General features: G+C 68.3%; 13 protein-coding genes. 8 read left to right on the top strand and 5 right to left on the bottom strand.

Annotated elements, in window-relative coordinates; genetic code table 11:
- Window positions 1–28 precede the first annotated feature (28 nt).
- The 6 genes from Pth03_RS22520 to pknB all read left to right on the top strand — a co-directional run bounded on the left by Pth03_RS22520 (window position 29) and on the right by pknB (window position 7,572).
- Window positions 29–769 (top strand): FHA domain-containing protein, encoded by a 741-nt coding sequence (locus Pth03_RS22520; protein ID WP_203946337.1) that lies wholly within the window; start codon window positions 29–31, stop codon window positions 767–769.
- Between the two features lie 17 nt (window positions 770–786).
- A complete protein-coding gene (locus Pth03_RS22515) occupies window positions 787–1,251 on the top strand; it encodes an FHA domain-containing protein FhaB/FipA (RefSeq protein ID WP_203946336.1) in 465 nt (154 codons plus the stop codon).
- Entirely contained in the window at window positions 1,248–2,528 is a 1,281-nt protein-coding gene (locus tag Pth03_RS22510) for a Stp1/IreP family PP2C-type Ser/Thr phosphatase (RefSeq protein WP_203946335.1), read from the top strand. Before Pth03_RS22515 ends, Pth03_RS22510 begins: the two co-directional genes overlap by 4 nt.
- Window positions 2,529–2,554: 26 nt before the next feature.
- Window positions 2,555–3,901: an FtsW/RodA/SpoVE family cell cycle protein gene (locus Pth03_RS22505; protein ID WP_203946472.1), complete on the top strand. Its 1,347-nt coding sequence runs from the start codon at window positions 2,555–2,557 to the stop codon at window positions 3,899–3,901.
- Window positions 3,898–5,352, top strand: a complete 1,455-nt coding sequence (locus Pth03_RS22500; protein WP_203946334.1) for a peptidoglycan D,D-transpeptidase FtsI family protein — start codon at window positions 3,898–3,900, stop codon at window positions 5,350–5,352. The genes Pth03_RS22505 and Pth03_RS22500 overlap by 4 nt, the downstream gene beginning before the upstream one ends.
- Window positions 5,353–5,676: 324 nt before the next feature.
- Window positions 5,677–7,572 carry a Stk1 family PASTA domain-containing Ser/Thr kinase gene (gene pknB / locus Pth03_RS22495; RefSeq protein ID WP_203946333.1) on the top strand — a complete coding sequence of 632 codons (1,896 nt, stop codon included), beginning with the start codon at window positions 5,677–5,679 and terminating at the stop codon, window positions 7,570–7,572.
- Window positions 7,573–7,730: 158 nt separating this feature from the next.
- Here pknB and Pth03_RS22490 read toward each other — a convergent pair whose 3' ends face one another.
- Both Pth03_RS22490 and Pth03_RS22485 read right to left on the bottom strand, forming a co-directional pair.
- The gene (locus tag Pth03_RS22490) at window positions 7,731–8,309 is read right to left on the bottom strand and encodes an anthranilate synthase component II (protein WP_203946332.1); all 579 of its coding nucleotides are present in this window, start codon (window positions 8,307–8,309) and stop codon (window positions 7,731–7,733) included.
- Window positions 8,310–8,348: 39 nt separating this feature from the next.
- Window positions 8,349–9,782 (bottom strand): hypothetical protein, encoded by a 1,434-nt coding sequence (locus Pth03_RS22485; RefSeq protein ID WP_203946331.1) that lies wholly within the window; start codon window positions 9,780–9,782, stop codon window positions 8,349–8,351.
- Between the two features lie 485 nt (window positions 9,783–10,267).
- Between Pth03_RS22485 and Pth03_RS22480 the strand changes: the two genes are divergently transcribed.
- Complete coding sequence (locus Pth03_RS22480; protein WP_203946330.1) at window positions 10,268–10,513, top strand: cell division protein CrgA; 246 nt, start codon at window positions 10,268–10,270, stop codon at window positions 10,511–10,513.
- A 76-nt stretch (window positions 10,514–10,589) separates the two neighbouring features.
- Here the strand turns inward: Pth03_RS22480 and Pth03_RS22475 are convergent, their stop codons facing one another.
- Entirely contained in the window at window positions 10,590–11,450 is an 861-nt protein-coding gene (locus Pth03_RS22475) for a rhomboid family intramembrane serine protease (protein WP_203946329.1), read from the bottom strand.
- An 86-nt stretch (window positions 11,451–11,536) separates the two neighbouring features.
- On the bottom strand, window positions 11,537–12,067 hold the full coding sequence (locus Pth03_RS22470) for a peptidylprolyl isomerase (RefSeq protein ID WP_203946328.1): 531 nt from the start codon (window positions 12,065–12,067) through the stop codon (window positions 11,537–11,539).
- A 153-nt stretch (window positions 12,068–12,220) separates the two neighbouring features.
- Between Pth03_RS22470 and Pth03_RS22465 the strand changes: the two genes are divergently transcribed.
- The gene (locus Pth03_RS22465) at window positions 12,221–12,706 is read left to right on the top strand and encodes a hypothetical protein (protein WP_203946327.1); all 486 of its coding nucleotides are present in this window, start codon (window positions 12,221–12,223) and stop codon (window positions 12,704–12,706) included.
- A gap of 112 nt (window positions 12,707–12,818) precedes the next feature.
- Here Pth03_RS22465 and Pth03_RS22460 read toward each other — a convergent pair whose 3' ends face one another.
- Window positions 12,819–15,068 (bottom strand): HelD family protein, encoded by a 2,250-nt coding sequence (locus Pth03_RS22460; RefSeq protein WP_239119271.1) that lies wholly within the window; start codon window positions 15,066–15,068, stop codon window positions 12,819–12,821.
- Window positions 15,069–15,214: the final 146 nt, after the last annotated feature.

The following is a 15,214-nucleotide window of genomic DNA, read 5'->3' as shown; positions in this document are numbered from 1 at the left end:
CATAGACAGAGTGGAAGGGAGGTAGCCGGTGGGAGTCCTTCAGCGCTTCGAGCGCAGGCTCGAAGGCTTGGTTGAAGGTGCCTTTGCGCGGGCCTTCAAGTCCGACCTCCAGCCGGTCGAGGTTGCCAGCGCCGTACAGAGAGAGATGGACGAGCGGGCGGCGATCGTCGCCCAGGGCCGGACTCTCGTGCCGAACGACTTCGTGGTGGAGCTCTCGACGACCGACAGCGAACGCCTCGAGGTCTACGCCGACAGCATCGGCCACGAGCTGGCGAACCTGGCCAGGGAGTACGCCAAGGAGCAGGGCTACTCGTTCGTCGGGCCGGTGCGGATGCGGTTCGAGACCGCCGACGATCTCGCGGTTGGGCTGTTCCGGATCAGGTCGGGCGTCATCCGGGGGGCGACGGTCGAGCAGGACGAGATCCGTCAGCCGGTGAGCGACCTGCCCGCGGGCCGGCCCGGGGCTTTCACGGGACGTCCCCGGCTCCTCGTGTCCACCCAGGACGATCCGCAGGGGCAGCGCTCCTACGAGCTGACAACTCCGGTGACGCTGCTCGGCCGGGGGACCGACTGCGATCTCCGGCTGGTGGATCCCGGCGTATCCCGGCACCATGCCGAGCTGCGCGTCGAGGGGCAGAATGTCCTCCTCGTCGACCTGGGGTCCACGAACGGCACGTTCATCAATGGCCAGCCGATCCGCACCGTTGAGATGCAGGACGGCACGAGGGTGACACTGGGTCGCACGACACTGGTGTTCCGGCGCGATTAGAGGTAGACAAGCGGTCCATGTCCGAGCTAACGCTGCTGCTGATCCGGCTCGCCTTCCTGGCGGCGCTGTGGTTCTTCGTGATTGCCGCGGTCGGCGTCATCCGGACAGACTTGTTCGGCCCGCGTACGGCACCTGCGCCCCCACGTAAACCGGCGAAAGCGGCCAAACCCCCGTCGAGGCCCAAGAAGGGTGACCCTCGTCAGCTGATCGTCACCGGTGGCCCCCTGCAAGGGACCATCATCAACCTTTCGGAGACTCCCATCACCATCGGCCGAGCGAACGACGCCACGCTGGTTCTCAGCGATGACTACGCTTCGAGCCGGCACGCCCGGCTCTTTCCCCAGGACGGCCAGTGGATCGTGGAAGATCTCGGCTCGACCAACGGCACGTACCTTGAACGCTCGAAAGTGACCCGCCCGACCCCGGTGCCTCTCGGAGTTCCGATCCGCATCGGCAAGACCGTCATCGAATTGCGCAAATGACAATCGCACTCCGCTACGCCGCCCGCTCGGACGTCGGACTCCTCCGCGAAGGCAACGAGGACTCCGCGTACGCCAGCGGCCGCCTGCTCGCCGTCGCCGACGGCATGGGCGGGCATGCTCACGGCGAGGTGGCCAGCTCGGTCGCCATCGCCGCCATGTCGTCCCTCGACAAGGACGCCTTCGGGGGTGACCTGCTCAGCGAGATCGAGGCGGCGGTTCGCGACGCCAACCATCAGCTTCACGCGATGGTGGCCCGGGATCCGAGCCTCAAGGGCATGGGCACCACCCTCACCGCGATGCTCTGGAACGGGCCCCGGTTCGCGCTGATCCATGTGGGCGACTCGCGTGCGTATCTGCTGCGCAACGGCGAGCTGTACCAGATCACGCACGACCACACCCTCGTCCAGTCGTTGGTGGACGACGGCCGCATCACGCAGGAAGAGGCGGCCAACCACCCCCAACGCTCGATCCTGTTGCGCGCCCTCGACGGCAGCGGTGAGGTCGACCCCGACCTGCAGGACCGGGAGGCCCAGGTGGGCGACCGGTATCTGCTGTGCTCGGACGGTCTTTCCGCCGTGGTCAGCGCGGAGACGCTGCACCACACGCTCAGCACGGTCGAGGACCCGGAAGAGGTCGTTCGCCAGCTCATCGACCTCGCCAACAGGGGCGGCGGGCCCGACAACATCACCTGCGTGCTCGCGGACGTGATCGAGGTCGACGACGCCCAGGTGCCCGTTTCGGCCGCGGCGGTCGTCGGGGCGGCGGGGTCGGGGCGGGGGCGCTCGGCGCCGCCGGACACGCCGGCAGGCCGCGCGACCGTCGTCACGGCACCGCAGCCCGTGATCGTGGACGACCATCTCGACGACGAACCCCTGCCCGAGGCGCGCGCCTCGGGCAGGCGCAAACGCCGGACATGGCCGCTGGTGACCTCACTGATCGTGGTCGCGGCCGCCGTGCTCGGCGGAGGCGGCTACTTCGGCTACAAGTGGACCCAGGACCAGTTCTACATCGGCGTCCACGGAGGAGAGCTCGTCGTCTTCCGTGGCGTCGACGCGCAACTGGGCCCCCTGTCCCTCAACGAGGTCGCCTACACCGACCACGTGAAGCTATCGTCCCTGCCTGCCGTGCAGCAGGACCAGATCAACAGCGGGATCCCGGTCAACACCCTCGAGGCCGGGATCACGACGCTCAAGAGCTTCACCCCGGTGGCGGAGACCACCCCGCAGAAGGCGACTCAGCCGAGGACCACGCCGACCCCGACGAGGTCGGCTAAGTGAGTGCTGCCGACGGCGCCCCCGTCCCGATGACCGCGAAGAGGCGCGGGGCACAGCTCGCGATGCTCGGCTTCGCCGTGCTGATCGTCATGGGCGCCTACGCCAGCGTCGGCCTGGGGTTGGACGGCAAGATCCCTTCGGGCACGCTCACCTACGGTCTCGGCCTCGGCGCGGTGATGCTCGCCGCCTACCTCGTGCTCGCCAAATTCGCCCCTTGGGCCGATCCGCTGCTCCTGCCGCTGGTGACGCTGGTCAACGGGCTCGGGCTCGTCATGATCTACCGGCTCGAGCAGGCCGACATGAAGGGCGCCAACGCCACATCCCAGCTCATGTGGACTGCGCTGGGCGTCGTGATGTTCTCCGCGACCTTGATCGTGTTGAAGGACCAGCGCACCCTGCAGCGTCTCACGTACACCGCGGGTTTCGTCGGCGTCGTCCTCCTCGTGCTCCCGCTGCTGCCGTTCATCGGCACGGAGATCAACGGCTCGCGCATCTGGATCAACGTCGGGTTCTCCATCCAGCCGGGCGAGTTCGCCAAACTCGCGCTCGTCGTGTTCTTCGCCGGATATCTGGTCACCAAGCGCGACGTGCTGGCGCTGGCCGGCCGCCGCCTGCTGTTCATCGACCTGCCCCGCGCCCGCGACCTCGGCCCCGTGCTCATCACCTGGGCGCTCAGCATCGCCGTACTGGTCGGCGAGAAGGATCTCGGCACCTCGCTGCTGCTGTTCGGCACCTTCATCGCGATGCTCTACATCGCGACCCAGCGCACCTCCTGGGTGCTCATCGGAATCCTGCTCTTCGTCGGCGGCGCGATCCTCGCCGGGCAGATCTTCAGCCACGTCGAGGCCCGCTTCGACGGATGGCTGCACGCCGAATCCGACGAGCTCTACAACCGCGAGCTCGGCGGCAGCTACCAGCTCATGCAGGGGCTGTTCTCGCTGGGCTCCGGCGGCATCCTCGGCACCGGGCTCGGCCAGGGCCATCCCAACATCATCCCGTTCGCCTTCTCCGACTTCATCTTCGACGCCGTCGGCGAGGAGCTCGGCCTCACCGGCCTGATGGCGATCCTCATGGTGTACGCCCTGATCGTCCAGCGTGGTCTGCGCACGGCGCTCGCCGCCCGGGACCCGTTCTCGAAGCTTCTGGCCGGCGGAGTGTCGTTCATCCTGGCCTGGCAGGTGTTCATCATCGTCGGCGGTGTTACCCGACTGATCCCGCTGACGGGACTCGTGACGCCGTTCATGTCGGCCGGCGGGTCGGCGCTGCTGGCTAACTGGATACTTATCGCGGTGCTGGTACGCATGTCGGATGGTGCGCGCAGGCCGCCGCCCCAGGCAATCCAGGACGAAGGACTCACGCAGGTGATGCAGCGATGAACGGCACGCTCAAACGCGCCGCCGTGGCCTGCCTCCTCATGTTCGGCCTCCTCATGGCCAACGTGACCTATTTGGGCACCATCAAGGCCGACAGCCTGCGCCACGACAACCGCAACGTCCGGTCCTTCTTCGCGCGATACGCCATCGACCGTGGATGGATCACCGCCGAGAACGGCAAGGTGACCCTGGCCAAGACCGTCGACACCGGGGACCCGACCTTCCGGTTCGAACGGGAATACCCGCTGGGTAAGGCGTTCGCGCCGGTCGTCGGATTCTTCGCCCCCGAGAGTGCGACGGGCATCGAAGGCACGGAGAACGACTACCTCGACGGCAGCCACCCCGACCTGGTCGTGCGCCGCGCCATCGACCTGCTCACCAACAAGCCGGCCAAGGGCGCCACCGTCGACCTGACGCTGAACGTCGACGCGCAGCAGGCCGCCTACAGGGCGCTGGCGAGCACCGGCAAGCGGGGAGCCGTCGTGGCGATCGACCCGCGGACCGGGGCGATCCTGACGATGGTCTCGGTGCCCACCTACGATCCCAACCCGCTGGCCGTCGTCGACAAGGGCAAGGTCAACGCGGCGTACAACAAGCTCGCCAAGGACTCGAACAGGCCGCTGATCAACCGCGCCATCGACGAGACCTACGCGCCCGGCTCCACCTTCAAGACGATCACGTCTGCGGCCTTCCTCAGCGAGGACGGCTCCCGGGACGAGAACACGGTGGTCGACGCGCCCGACGAGCTCCCGCTGCCGCAGACCAGCGTCGTGTTGCGCAACGCGGGCGGCGAGTCGTGCGGCGGCAGGTCGACGCTGATCGCGGCCCTGACCATCTCGTGCAACACGGCCTTCGGCAAGATCGGCATCGATCTCGGCTACGACAAGCTGAAGGCGCAGGCGGAGAAGTTCGGCGTCGGCAAGAAGCTGTCGATCCCGCTGAGCGTGCACGCCAGCGACATCGGCGCCGACCTGGGCCCGGCCGCGCTGGCCCAGACCGCAATCGGGCAGCGCAGCAACCAGATGACGCCCCTGCAGATGGCCATGGTGGCCGCGGGAATCGCCAACAAGGGCGTGGTCATGCAGCCGTACCTCGTCAATAAGATCATGGGTCCGGACGGCAGTGAGATCACCGCCACCGACCCGGAGGAGTTCACCGACGCGGTCAGCCCCGAGGTGGCCTCAGAACTGACGAAGATGATGGTCAACGTGGTGCGGTCGGGCACCGGCACCGCCGCCCAGATTCCCGGCATCACGGTCGCCGGCAAGACCGGCACCGCCGAGACCTCACCCGGCAAGCCGTCGCACGCGTGGTTCATCTCCTTCGCTCCGGCGGACAACCCGAAGGTGGCCGTGGCCGTCTTCGTCGAGTCGGGGAGCGCCGGAACCGATGCGTCCGGCGGAACCATCGCCGCCCCGATCGCCCGAGATGTCATGCAGGCGGTGCTCAAGTAGTGACCTTCGTGAAACCGCTTCTCAACCATCGACACGCGCGGGTATCCGCTCGTGCAGGTCGTGTGATGTCGGCACTGCCTGACACAACGCCGTCGGCTATCGTAAGCACGTCGGCACCATCCACCCGGACGCCCGCACCGGCTCCGTCCCCGACCTCTACCCCCATTAAGATGCCCGCCTCTACCGCGACGCCAGGTAATACTCCCGGCCCCACGGGGTCCCCAATAGACACAAGACCTCTGATTGAGGAGACGTGATGGGGAAAGGGGCCGATGATGGACAGCGGTGGCACCCCAAGATGAACGGCAAGGGACAGTGCAGGAAATGACTCAGCCACGACTTCTGGGCGGACGCTATCAGCTCGACGGCGTCGTCGGGCGTGGCGGTATGGCCGAGGTGTATCGCGCCCGGGACATCCGGCTGGACCGTATTGTCGCGATCAAGACGCTCCGCTCGGACCTGGCGAGGGACCACACCTTCCAGGCGAGGTTCCGCAGGGAGGCCCAGTCGGCCGCCTCGCTGAACCACCCGTCGATCATCGCCGTGTACGACACCGGCGAGGACATGATGGACGGGACGCCTGTGCCCTACATCGTGATGGAGTACGTCGACGGCCGGACGCTGCGGGACCTGCTGCGCGCCGACCGGCGGCTGCTGCCCGAGCGGGCGATGGAGCTGGTCGACGGCATCCTCAGGGCGCTCGACTACAGCCACAGGGGCGGCATCGTCCACCGGGACATCAAACCGGCGAACATCATGCTGACCCGCAACGGCGAGGTCAAGGTGATGGACTTCGGCATCGCCCGCGCGATGGCCGACTCCGCCGCGACGATGACGCAGACCGCCCAGGTGATCGGCACCGCGCAGTACCTGTCGCCCGAGCAGGCGCGCGGCGAGCGCGTCGACGCGCGCAGCGACATCTACTCGACCGGCTGCGTGCTCTATGAGCTGCTGACTGGCCAGCCGCCCTTCACGGGAGACTCGCCCGTCGCCATCGCCTACCAGCATGTCCGGGAGGAGCCGATCCCGCCGTCGCGGATCGACCCGGAGATCCCGAAGTGGGCCGACGCCATCGTCCTCAAGGCCATGGCCAAGGACCCGGTGCACCGCTATCAGGGCGCCGAGGAGATGCGTGCCGACATCCAGCGTGTGATGTCGGGCATGCCGGTCGACCCGCAGACGATGGCGATGGCCAACTACGGCGTGCACGGCGCCCAGGACCGTACCCGGACGATGGCCGCCGGAGCGCCCACGCAGGGCACCCGGGCCATCCCCGACTACAACTACGCGCCCGAGGAGCGGGGCGGCCGCTACGACGGCCACCGGCGCCAGGGGGACGACAACAAGGCGTTGAAGACGGCGGCGTGGATTCTGATCCCGCTGCTGGTCATCGGCGCGTTCATCGGCATCGGCTACCTCGCCTTCGGGGGCGGCGACTCGGGCGCGAGCACGAAGGTCGCGGTGCCGACGCTGGAGGGCCAGACCAAGGACGCCGCCGAACAGGCTCTGAATGACCTGAAGCTCACGGTGGCCTACGGCGACGAGCAGTTCAGCGACGAAGTGCCGAAGGGCGCGGTGATCAGCAGCGACCCTAAAGCCGGCACCGAGGTCGACCCTCAGAGCACCGTCACCCTGGTGCTCTCCAAGGGACCGGAAAAGATCAAGATCCCCGAGGACCTCATCGGCAAGTCGCCTGAGGAGGCCCAGCAGGCACTGGAGGATCTGGGCCTGTCCGGACGCATCGTCGCGCGGCAGACCAGCAGGCCGCAGAACCAGGTCTTCGACACCAACCCCAAGCCGGGCACCAGCGTGGACAAGGGCACGACGGTCAGCCTGTATGTGCCGATGGAGAAGGTCAGCGTCCCGGGCGTCATCCAGCTGAACGAGAGCGACGCCAAGTCTCAGTTGACCGGCTCCGGCTTCAAGGTCAAGGTCGTCAGGCAGCAGAGCACCGTAGTCGCCCAGGGCATCGTCATGGACCAGGCGCCGGGCGAAGGAACGGAGGTGCTGCCGGGCACGATCATCACGATCACGGTCTCCAGCGGGCCGCCGCCCGTGCAGACGCCGCCCACGCAGACCCCGCCCACGCAGACCCCGCCCACGCAGACCCCGCCGACCCAGACCCCGCCGACCGGCGACCCGAACGACCCGGGCACGGGCGACCCGAACGACCCCGGTAACGGCGGCGGCGGGATCATCGGCGGTGGTGGCGGCCACTGATCTCAGCTCGGTCTCACGAGGGCTCTCCGGTCAACCGGAGGGCCCTCGTCGCGTTTCCGGGCGGATACGGGCCCGTCAGGGCATAAAAGAGGGCCTCCGCCACTCGGGGGCAATGGCGGAGGCCCTCATCTGTTAGTTCGCCCGGAAGGCGGAAAGTGTTACACGATCTGACGAAGCCAATTTCCGAGCAATTTGTGACCGTGCTCTGACACGACCGACTCCGGGTGGAACTGCACTCCTTCGACGGGCGCGGCGTGGTGCCGCAGGCCCATGACGACGCCGTCCGGCGTGGTCGCCGTGACCTCCAGGACCTCGGGAACCGTGTCCGGCACGACCGCCAGCGAGTGATAACGCGTCATCGTCACCGGTGAGGGGATCTGCGCGAACACGCCGCGGCCGTCGTGGGAGATCGGGCTCGTACGGCCGTGCATCAGCTCGGGGGCCCGCGTGACGGTGCCACCGTAGGCGACGGCGATGGCCTGGTGGCCGAGACAGATCCCAAGGAGTGGAATCTCACGCTCCGCGCAGTGCCGTACGAGAGGGACGCTCACCCCGGCCGCCTCGGGAGTGCCCGGCCCGGGGGAGACCAGCACACCGTCGAAGCCGTCGGCGTCGTCCACCGTGACATGGTCGCGCGGCCGGACGTCGCAGTCGGCGCCCAGCTCACGGAGATACTGCACGATCGTGTGGACGAAGCTGTCGTGGTTGTCCACCACGAGGACACGAGAAGCGGTCATGCACCCACCGGGGACGAGAACGCGTGATTCAGCATCAGACTAGGACATAGACGCGTCCACACGCACTGCCGGCCGTACCAGGGGTCTCACAGGGAGGCGATCGGCGAACGAGATGGCGGCGGCCATGCCGAGCAGCGGGACGGCGGGCAGCCAGTACCTGCTGTCGTAGGCGGCGACCACCACCGGCGCGATCACGAGCGCGACTGCGAAGGCCAGCGGCAGCGCCACCGCCTTTCCGGTCTCCCCGCGGCGGCGTACAGCACGGACGGCGGTGTAGCCCAGCAGGAGCCCGAACACCGTGCCGGGCAGGTAGACGTACGACAGGTACCCGCGCATGATCCCAGCCATCGGCTCGTCGAACCGGATGGCCACGGCGCCCTGCTCGTAGGCCCGCAGGTCGTGCTGGATGGTTCCCCCGGCGATCCGTACGCCGTCGGGCAGCGGGCCGGCGGCGTTGGGGAAGGCGTACCGGTTGTAGAAGATCGGCCCGGGGTCCGGTCCCCTGCCCCACGCCAGCGTCCGGGCGGCGTCTTTGGCGACCAGGCCCAGATAGTCGAGGGGCTGGCTGAGGATGACCCTGCGGGCGAAGCGGCCGGCGAGATCGTCGATCTGCGGGTGGAACAGGTCGGGCCGCATGGTGATCGCATGCCCGGGGATCTTCCGCAGCGGCGACCAGGGCGACCAGATGAACGCCGGCGAGCTCGGCCGCCCCTCACGGGGTCCCGACGGGCACAGGATCGCCTCGTCGGCGCGGGGCACGGTTCTCGTGCAGTCGGCGATCGGCATGGTGCGAGCCCAGAGCCACACTCCGCTTCCGCCGTTGAGCGCGGGGGAGCCGTGCCAGGCGTCGTACCAGAGGGCATAGCCGCCAAGGCACAACGCCGCGACCGCGGAGGCCGCGCCGAGGGCCCGCCATCCCGCGCGGTTGATCAGCAGATACCCGGCCAGGAGAGGCAGCAGCACGAGCCCTGTGGAGCGCGTGAGCACCGCGGCCGCGATGAAAAGTGCCGCCAGCGCGGCACGCACGAGCGAGATCCGCGGCGTCCACAGCGTGATCGTCGTCGCGGTCGTCACCAGGAACGAGAAGAGCACGTCACTCAAGATCGTGTGCTCGAAGAAGATCTGGTAGCCGTCGAGGAGCACAGGACAGACCACCAGAACCGCCCACGGCTTCGCCAGCCGGGGCGCACGGCGGCGGATGAGGAGGTAGAGCATCACCCCCATCGCCAGCCCCATCAGATGCTGCAGGGCCGTGACGGCGGCGAAGCTGTGCAGCGGCCGGGTCAGCCAGAGCACGAAGGAGTAGCCGCTGGGCCGGATGGGGTACGGCTGCATCCGCTCGGCCACGCCGACGTAGTCGAAGGAGTCCTCGAACCACACGGGCTGCGGGTACCCGATCATCGTGACGGCACGGACGGCCACAGCGAGGGTCAGGACACCGGCGAATAACCAGTGCCGCCGGACTAATCGCATTACGGATGAAATCCCCGGACGCAGGCGTGAAGCCACCGCAGAATCGCCGATCAGGCCTGTCACTCCCCCTACGTTTTACGCGTCCACCCGAATGCCCCGTGCACGGCGACCGGTTGGCAAGGAGACGGCCGCCCGGGGAACGCTCCAGCGCCTCCGGCCCCGGCGAAGTTCCGAACGAGGTCAAGATCGCGCTTCCGGTTCAGCTTAGAGACCGGCATCGCATCCCGTAAAGGAGGAGTATTTACAACTTTGACATGACTGGTTGGCCGTTCGGCCGCCTGAATACCTACGAACTGCGCAATAGATATATTTCAGGCGGCAATCAGCGCGGAGGCGGCTGGACCCGCGCAACAAGGTCATACGCCTGGGGGATCGCCCTGAGCGGACCACGCCGACTATCCTTGCTCGGTACTCCGCCCGAGCAGCGGTTACGCTACTGACAAAACCCCGCACGCCAGCGCGGGTGCCCACCAGGAGAGACTTCCGTGCCTAAGCCCAAGACCCGCAAGAAGGCCGTCTACACGCCGCCGCAGAAGACCCAGGTGGTCAGGGTCAGCCCTCGCTGGCTCGCTCCTGTCATGGTCGCCAGCTGGCTCATCGGCATCATCTGGATCGCGGTGTTCTACGTCGCCCCCGACACACCGGGCATCTCCGCGCTCTCCAACTGGAACCTGCTGATCGGCTTCGGGTTCATCATCTTCGGCGTGGTCCTGTCGACGAGGTGGCGCTGACCCCAGCCTGACCCTGCCCTACCAGGGGCGAATTCTTTCCACAGCCTTTATCCACAGCCTGTGGGCAGCACGGACGTCAGGCACCGGAGATCGCGAGCGGCGGCAACTGCATCACCAGCAGGACGAGCACGACGAGGACGGCGGCCGCCGCCGCGAACTGGATGGCCGTCCGGTTCTTGGCCGGGGCGTACGCGAAAGCCGCGGCGACCAGCGTCCCGGTCACCAGACCACCCAGGTGTCCCTGCCAGCTGATGCCCGGCAGTACGAACGTGATGAAGACGTTGATGCCGATCAGCCAGAGCACGCCTCGCACGTCGTATCCCAGCCGCTTGGCGAGCACGAACAGGGCGCCGAAAAGGCCGTAGATCGCCCCCGACGCGCCCACCGCCGCCGTCCCGAACAGGTAGATCGCCACCGAGCCGCCGAGCGCCGACAGCAGGTAGAGGGCGCCGAACCGCAGAGACCCGAGCCGCCGCTCGATCTCCGGACCGACCGCGTACAACGCCCACATGTTGAACAGGATGTGGAACGTGCCCGAGTGGAGAAACGCCCCGGTGATCAGGCGCCACCACTCGCCGAAGTAGATGTACGGGGCTGATACCGCGAACTCGTTCTCGAACCGGCCGGGCATCAGATACTGCAGGCCGAAGACCAGGACGTTGATGATGAGCAGCGCCCAGGTGACCCTCGGCTGGATCACTGCGCCGCCCCCGAACGGGGCCTTGGCCTGCCGTACGGACCGGCTGCCCTCGCGGACGCACTCGACGCACTGATGGCCCACGGACGCCACGTGCATGCAGTCCGGGCAGATCGAACGGTCGCAGCGCTGGCAGCGCACGTACGTCTCGCGGTCGGGGTGGCGGAAGCAGGTGGGCACGGCTTCAGGCCCCGGCTGGATCGGAGGTTGAGGTGTGGGCGGCGGGGGCTGGGAGGTCATGGAGTCCTTCCGGAAAAGCGCAGGTCCACAGACTCCCAGCCTATGCGCACGAAACGCTCCTGGCGCCGTTACGGCGCCGCGCGAGCTCAGGAGCGCTCGATGGTGACCTCTTCGAGCACCACGTCGTCGAGCGGCCGGTCACGGCCGTCGGTCTCGGTCTTGGCGATCGCGTCCACGACCTCGGAGCCCTCGACGACCTCGCCGAAGATCGTGTGACCCTGGTTGAGGTGCGGGGTTGGGCCCACCGTGATGAAGAACTGGGAGCCGTTGGTGCCCTTGCCGAACCGCTTGCCGGCGTTGGCCATGGCCAGGAGGTAGGGCCGGTTGAACTGGTTGTCGACGTGGATCTCGTCGTCGAAGCTGTAGCCGGGGCCGCCGATGCCCTGGCCGAGCGGGTCGCCGCCCTGGATCATGAAGCCGCTAATGACCCGGTGGAAGATCGTCCCGTCGTACAGCTTGTCGGTGGTCTTGGCGCCCGTCTCCGGGTGGGTCCACTCGCGGGTTCCCTCGGCGAGTTCGACGAAGTTGCGCACGGTCTTGGGCGCCTGGTTCGGGAACAGCTTGACCCGGATGGTGCCGCGGTTGGTGCGCAGATTTGCGATGAGGTTTTCAGCCATGAAGGCCGCCCCCTTTATGTGCAGGTGTTAGTTGTCCGTTGAACAGGGTATCCAGGGTGCCCGCTGCGCCTGCCCAGGATTGAGCCGCAATCCCCCGGGAAGGGGGTCGTCACAGGGCCCCGTCGACAGGGGAGGTTGATTGTGTCCCTGACAATGAAGAGAAGGAACCCCGCCGAGGTGATGGTGCCGCAGGCGTGGATCGGGCTGATGAAGGGGCAGGCCAGGAGGGCCGGCCGCAGAATGAGCCCCATGGCGGAGACGGCCCGTGACGTCGCCTCGCATCGGTTCGAGGATGCTCGGATATGGGCGGCGCCCAAGCTCGACTCGGCCGCGCACTCGGTTGAGGACCAGATCGCGCCGATGGTGAGCGCGTTCCTCGCCGAAATGTCCCGGCGGGTCGACGTGACGCCCAGGAGACGAGCCCGGCGCTGGCCGGTGCTCGCGCTGCTCACGGGTGTCGCGATCGGCGCGGTCGGCGTCATGATGTACCGCAGCAACTCGCGGCGCTGGTCGGACACCATGAAGGACACCATGGGCGAAGGCGTCTCCGACGCCACCAGGTGGGCCGAGGACAGGGCCGAGGAGACCGCCGGCAAGGCGAGCAAGAAGAGCGACGACATCTCCGGCAAGACGTCCTGAGCGCGTCCGACGAGGGTACGGCCGGCACCGGGTGCCGGCCGTACCCTCGTTCACAGCCCGGCAGCCAGGTACGGCCCGGCGCTGGTTTCGGCCGTCGCGCGCGACCCGGCCCTCAGCCGAGCCCGGGCTCGAGCCTCCTGAGCTCCTGCGGCAGACTCCCCTCGTAGACCACGCTGAGTCGCCGGGTGGCCCGGGTGATGGCGACGTAGAGGTCCTGGCCCCCGTTGGGCGACTGGGCCATGATGCCCCCGGGGTCGACGACCACGACCGCGTCGAACTCCAGGCCCTTGCAGCGAGAGACGGTGAGCACGGCCACCGTGGCGTCAAGCGGGTCGTCGGCAGGGGGAAAGAGCGCGGCGATCTCCGCGTGGCGGGCGTCGGGCGTCACGACCCCGAGGCGGCCCTCCCCGATGTGACCGAGCTCGGAGTCGACCAGGTGGCGCAGATCGATGCTCTGCGCAGAGAAGGCGCGCGGCGGGGCCTCGCCGTACCGGACGGACTCGGGCGGCTCCTGGCCCGGGGCGACCTCCTTCAGCACGTCGGAGGCCACGTCCATGATCTCCGCAGGGGTGCGGTAGTTGACGAGCAACCGCTCCTCGCGCCAGCGGCCTTCCACGTAGCGGTCGAGCATCTCGCCCCACGACCGGGCGCCTGCGGGCGACCCCGTCTGGGCGATGTCTCCCACGAGGGTCAGCGAGCGGGTCGGCACCCGGCGCATTACGGTCCGCCAGGCCATCGCCGACAGCTCCTGCGCCTCGTCCACGATGACGTGGCCGTACGCCCAGTTCCGGTCGCGGGCGGCCCGGTCGGCCGTCGTCGTCTCCTGACCGCTGTCACGGTTGCGATCGGCCACGTCCGATGCCTCCATCACCTCGGTCAGCTCGTTGACCGTGAGGACCTCCCTGGCGTAGATCTCCTCTTCCATCCGGTCCTCCTCGGCGCGCCTCCGCCTGGCCGCGGCCCCCTTGTCGACCTCGCCGAGCAGTTCGGCGGCCTCGTCGAGCAACGGCACGTCCCCGACCGTCCACGGCGCGTCCGGGGCGCGCAGCAGCGCGGCGCGCTCGATCTCCGAGAGGTACGGCCCGGCCGCCGATCGCAGCCGCTCCTCGTCGGAGAGGAGCTCCCCGACCAGCCGTTCGGGCGTGAGTTCGGGCCACAACCGGTCGAGCGCGTTCCGCACGGTGCGGTGGTGCCACAGGTTGGCCGCCGCGTGACGCAGGTCGTCGCCGTCCGACGGCCGGTCGAGCTGCGCGGCCTCGTCGCGGGCGAGCGCGGCGAGCACCCGGTTGACGAAGGCGGCTCGGGCGAGGTTGTGCGGTTTGAGCAGCGACCGCGCGTGGTCGCGGGCGCGCACCACCTCAGCGTGGGGCATACGCACGATCATCTCGTCGACCACGACCTCCACGCCGTCACGCAGCGACGTGCGCACCGGAACGGCGACCTCGAGGTCCCCGGACGGCACACGCTGACGGTCGCGCACGGCCTTTCCGACGACGTCCGCCATCCGCAGATCGCCCTTCACGACCGCGGCCCGCGGCTCGTCCTCGGCCACGGCGTGCACCCCTCGATGCAGCTCGCCGACGCTGGACAGCACCACCTCGGTCTCCCCGAGGGACGGCAGGACCTGGCTGATGTAACGGGAGAAGACGGCGTTGGGTCCGATGACGAGGACGCCGCGCCGCTCGAGCGTGGAGCGGTGGGCGTAGAGCAGGTAGGCCGCACGATGCAGCGCGGCCACCGTCTTGCCCGTTCCGGGGCCGCCCTGCACGACCAGGACGCCGGCCAGGCCCGACCTGATGACCCGGTCCTGCTCGGTCTGGATCGTGGCCACGACCTCGCCCATCCGGCCGGTGCGCCCGCGCCGCAGCGCCGCCATGAGGGCCGCCTCGCCGACGAGGGTCCTGCGGTCGGGCTCACTCAGCCCGTCCAGGTCGAAGACCTCGTCGTCGAGGTCGACGACCGTACGGCCACGCAGATGGAGGTGGCGTCGCCGTACGAGCGTGCCAGGGTCGGCGGGCGTTGCGACGTAGAAGGAACGGGCGGCGGGAGCGCGCCAGTCGACGAGCTGCGACTCGTGGTCGTCGTCGCGCAGGCCGATCCTGCCGATGTAGAGCGTGTCGCCGCCGGTGTCGTCGATTCGGCCGAAGCACAACCCGCGTTCGACCGCGGAGAGCTGCGTCAGGCGTCGCGTGTGCTCGTAGGCCGACACCTCACGCTCGACGACGGCCTGCCGGGTGCCCGTTCCGCCCCGGGCGAGGACGACGCGCAGTGCCTCCTCCGTGCGAGTGCGGGCGATGTCCAGCCGTTCGTACAGCAGGGATATGTACGCCTGCTCTTCGATGAGCGCCTCGGCGCGCGCCATAGATTGACGAAGCTCCATCTCTTTGATATTCTCCCTACGGGTTATCTGTTGAGTGAGCTGCAAAATAGACACGAGTCCTCCAGCATAGCCCTGTTTCCCCGGCGACAGCAGTCCACGTGAAGTCTCACAGGTTCAGCTCATTCCGG

Origin of the sequence: Planotetraspora thailandica, from assembly GCF_016863335.1 — a bacterium.
Taxonomy (GTDB): Bacteria; Actinomycetota; Actinomycetes; order Streptosporangiales; family Streptosporangiaceae; genus Planotetraspora; species Planotetraspora thailandica.
The sequence above is the reverse complement of the archived record's forward strand: the minus strand, read 5'-3'. Positions and strand labels throughout refer to the sequence as shown.

What these genes read in the sequence shown, in the direction of transcription:
- Pth03_RS22470 (WP_203946328.1), bottom strand. Translation starts at nt 12,067, where the DNA reads ATGGCTGAAAACCTCATCGCAAATCTGCGCACCAACCGCGGCACCATC.
- Pth03_RS22510 (WP_203946335.1), top strand. Translation starts at nt 1,248, where the DNA reads ATGACAATCGCACTCCGCTACGCCGCCCGCTCGGACGTCGGACTCCTC.
- pknB (WP_203946333.1), top strand. Translation starts at nt 5,677, where the DNA reads ATGACTCAGCCACGACTTCTGGGCGGACGCTATCAGCTCGACGGCGTC.
- Pth03_RS22500 (WP_203946334.1), top strand. Translation starts at nt 3,898, where the DNA reads ATGAACGGCACGCTCAAACGCGCCGCCGTGGCCTGCCTCCTCATGTTC.
- Pth03_RS22460 (WP_239119271.1), bottom strand. Translation starts at nt 15,068, where the DNA reads ATGGCGCGCGCCGAGGCGCTCATCGAAGAGCAGGCGTACATATCCCTG.
- Pth03_RS22465 (WP_203946327.1), top strand. Translation starts at nt 12,221, where the DNA reads ATGAAGAGAAGGAACCCCGCCGAGGTGATGGTGCCGCAGGCGTGGATC.
- Pth03_RS22485 (WP_203946331.1), bottom strand. Translation starts at nt 9,782, where the DNA reads ATGCGATTAGTCCGGCGGCACTGGTTATTCGCCGGTGTCCTGACCCTC.
- Pth03_RS22515 (WP_203946336.1), top strand. Translation starts at nt 787, where the DNA reads ATGTCCGAGCTAACGCTGCTGCTGATCCGGCTCGCCTTCCTGGCGGCG.
- Pth03_RS22475 (WP_203946329.1), bottom strand. Translation starts at nt 11,450, where the DNA reads ATGACCTCCCAGCCCCCGCCGCCCACACCTCAACCTCCGATCCAGCCG.
- Pth03_RS22490 (WP_203946332.1), bottom strand. Translation starts at nt 8,309, where the DNA reads ATGACCGCTTCTCGTGTCCTCGTGGTGGACAACCACGACAGCTTCGTC.
- Pth03_RS22505 (WP_203946472.1), top strand. Translation starts at nt 2,555, where the DNA reads ATGACCGCGAAGAGGCGCGGGGCACAGCTCGCGATGCTCGGCTTCGCC.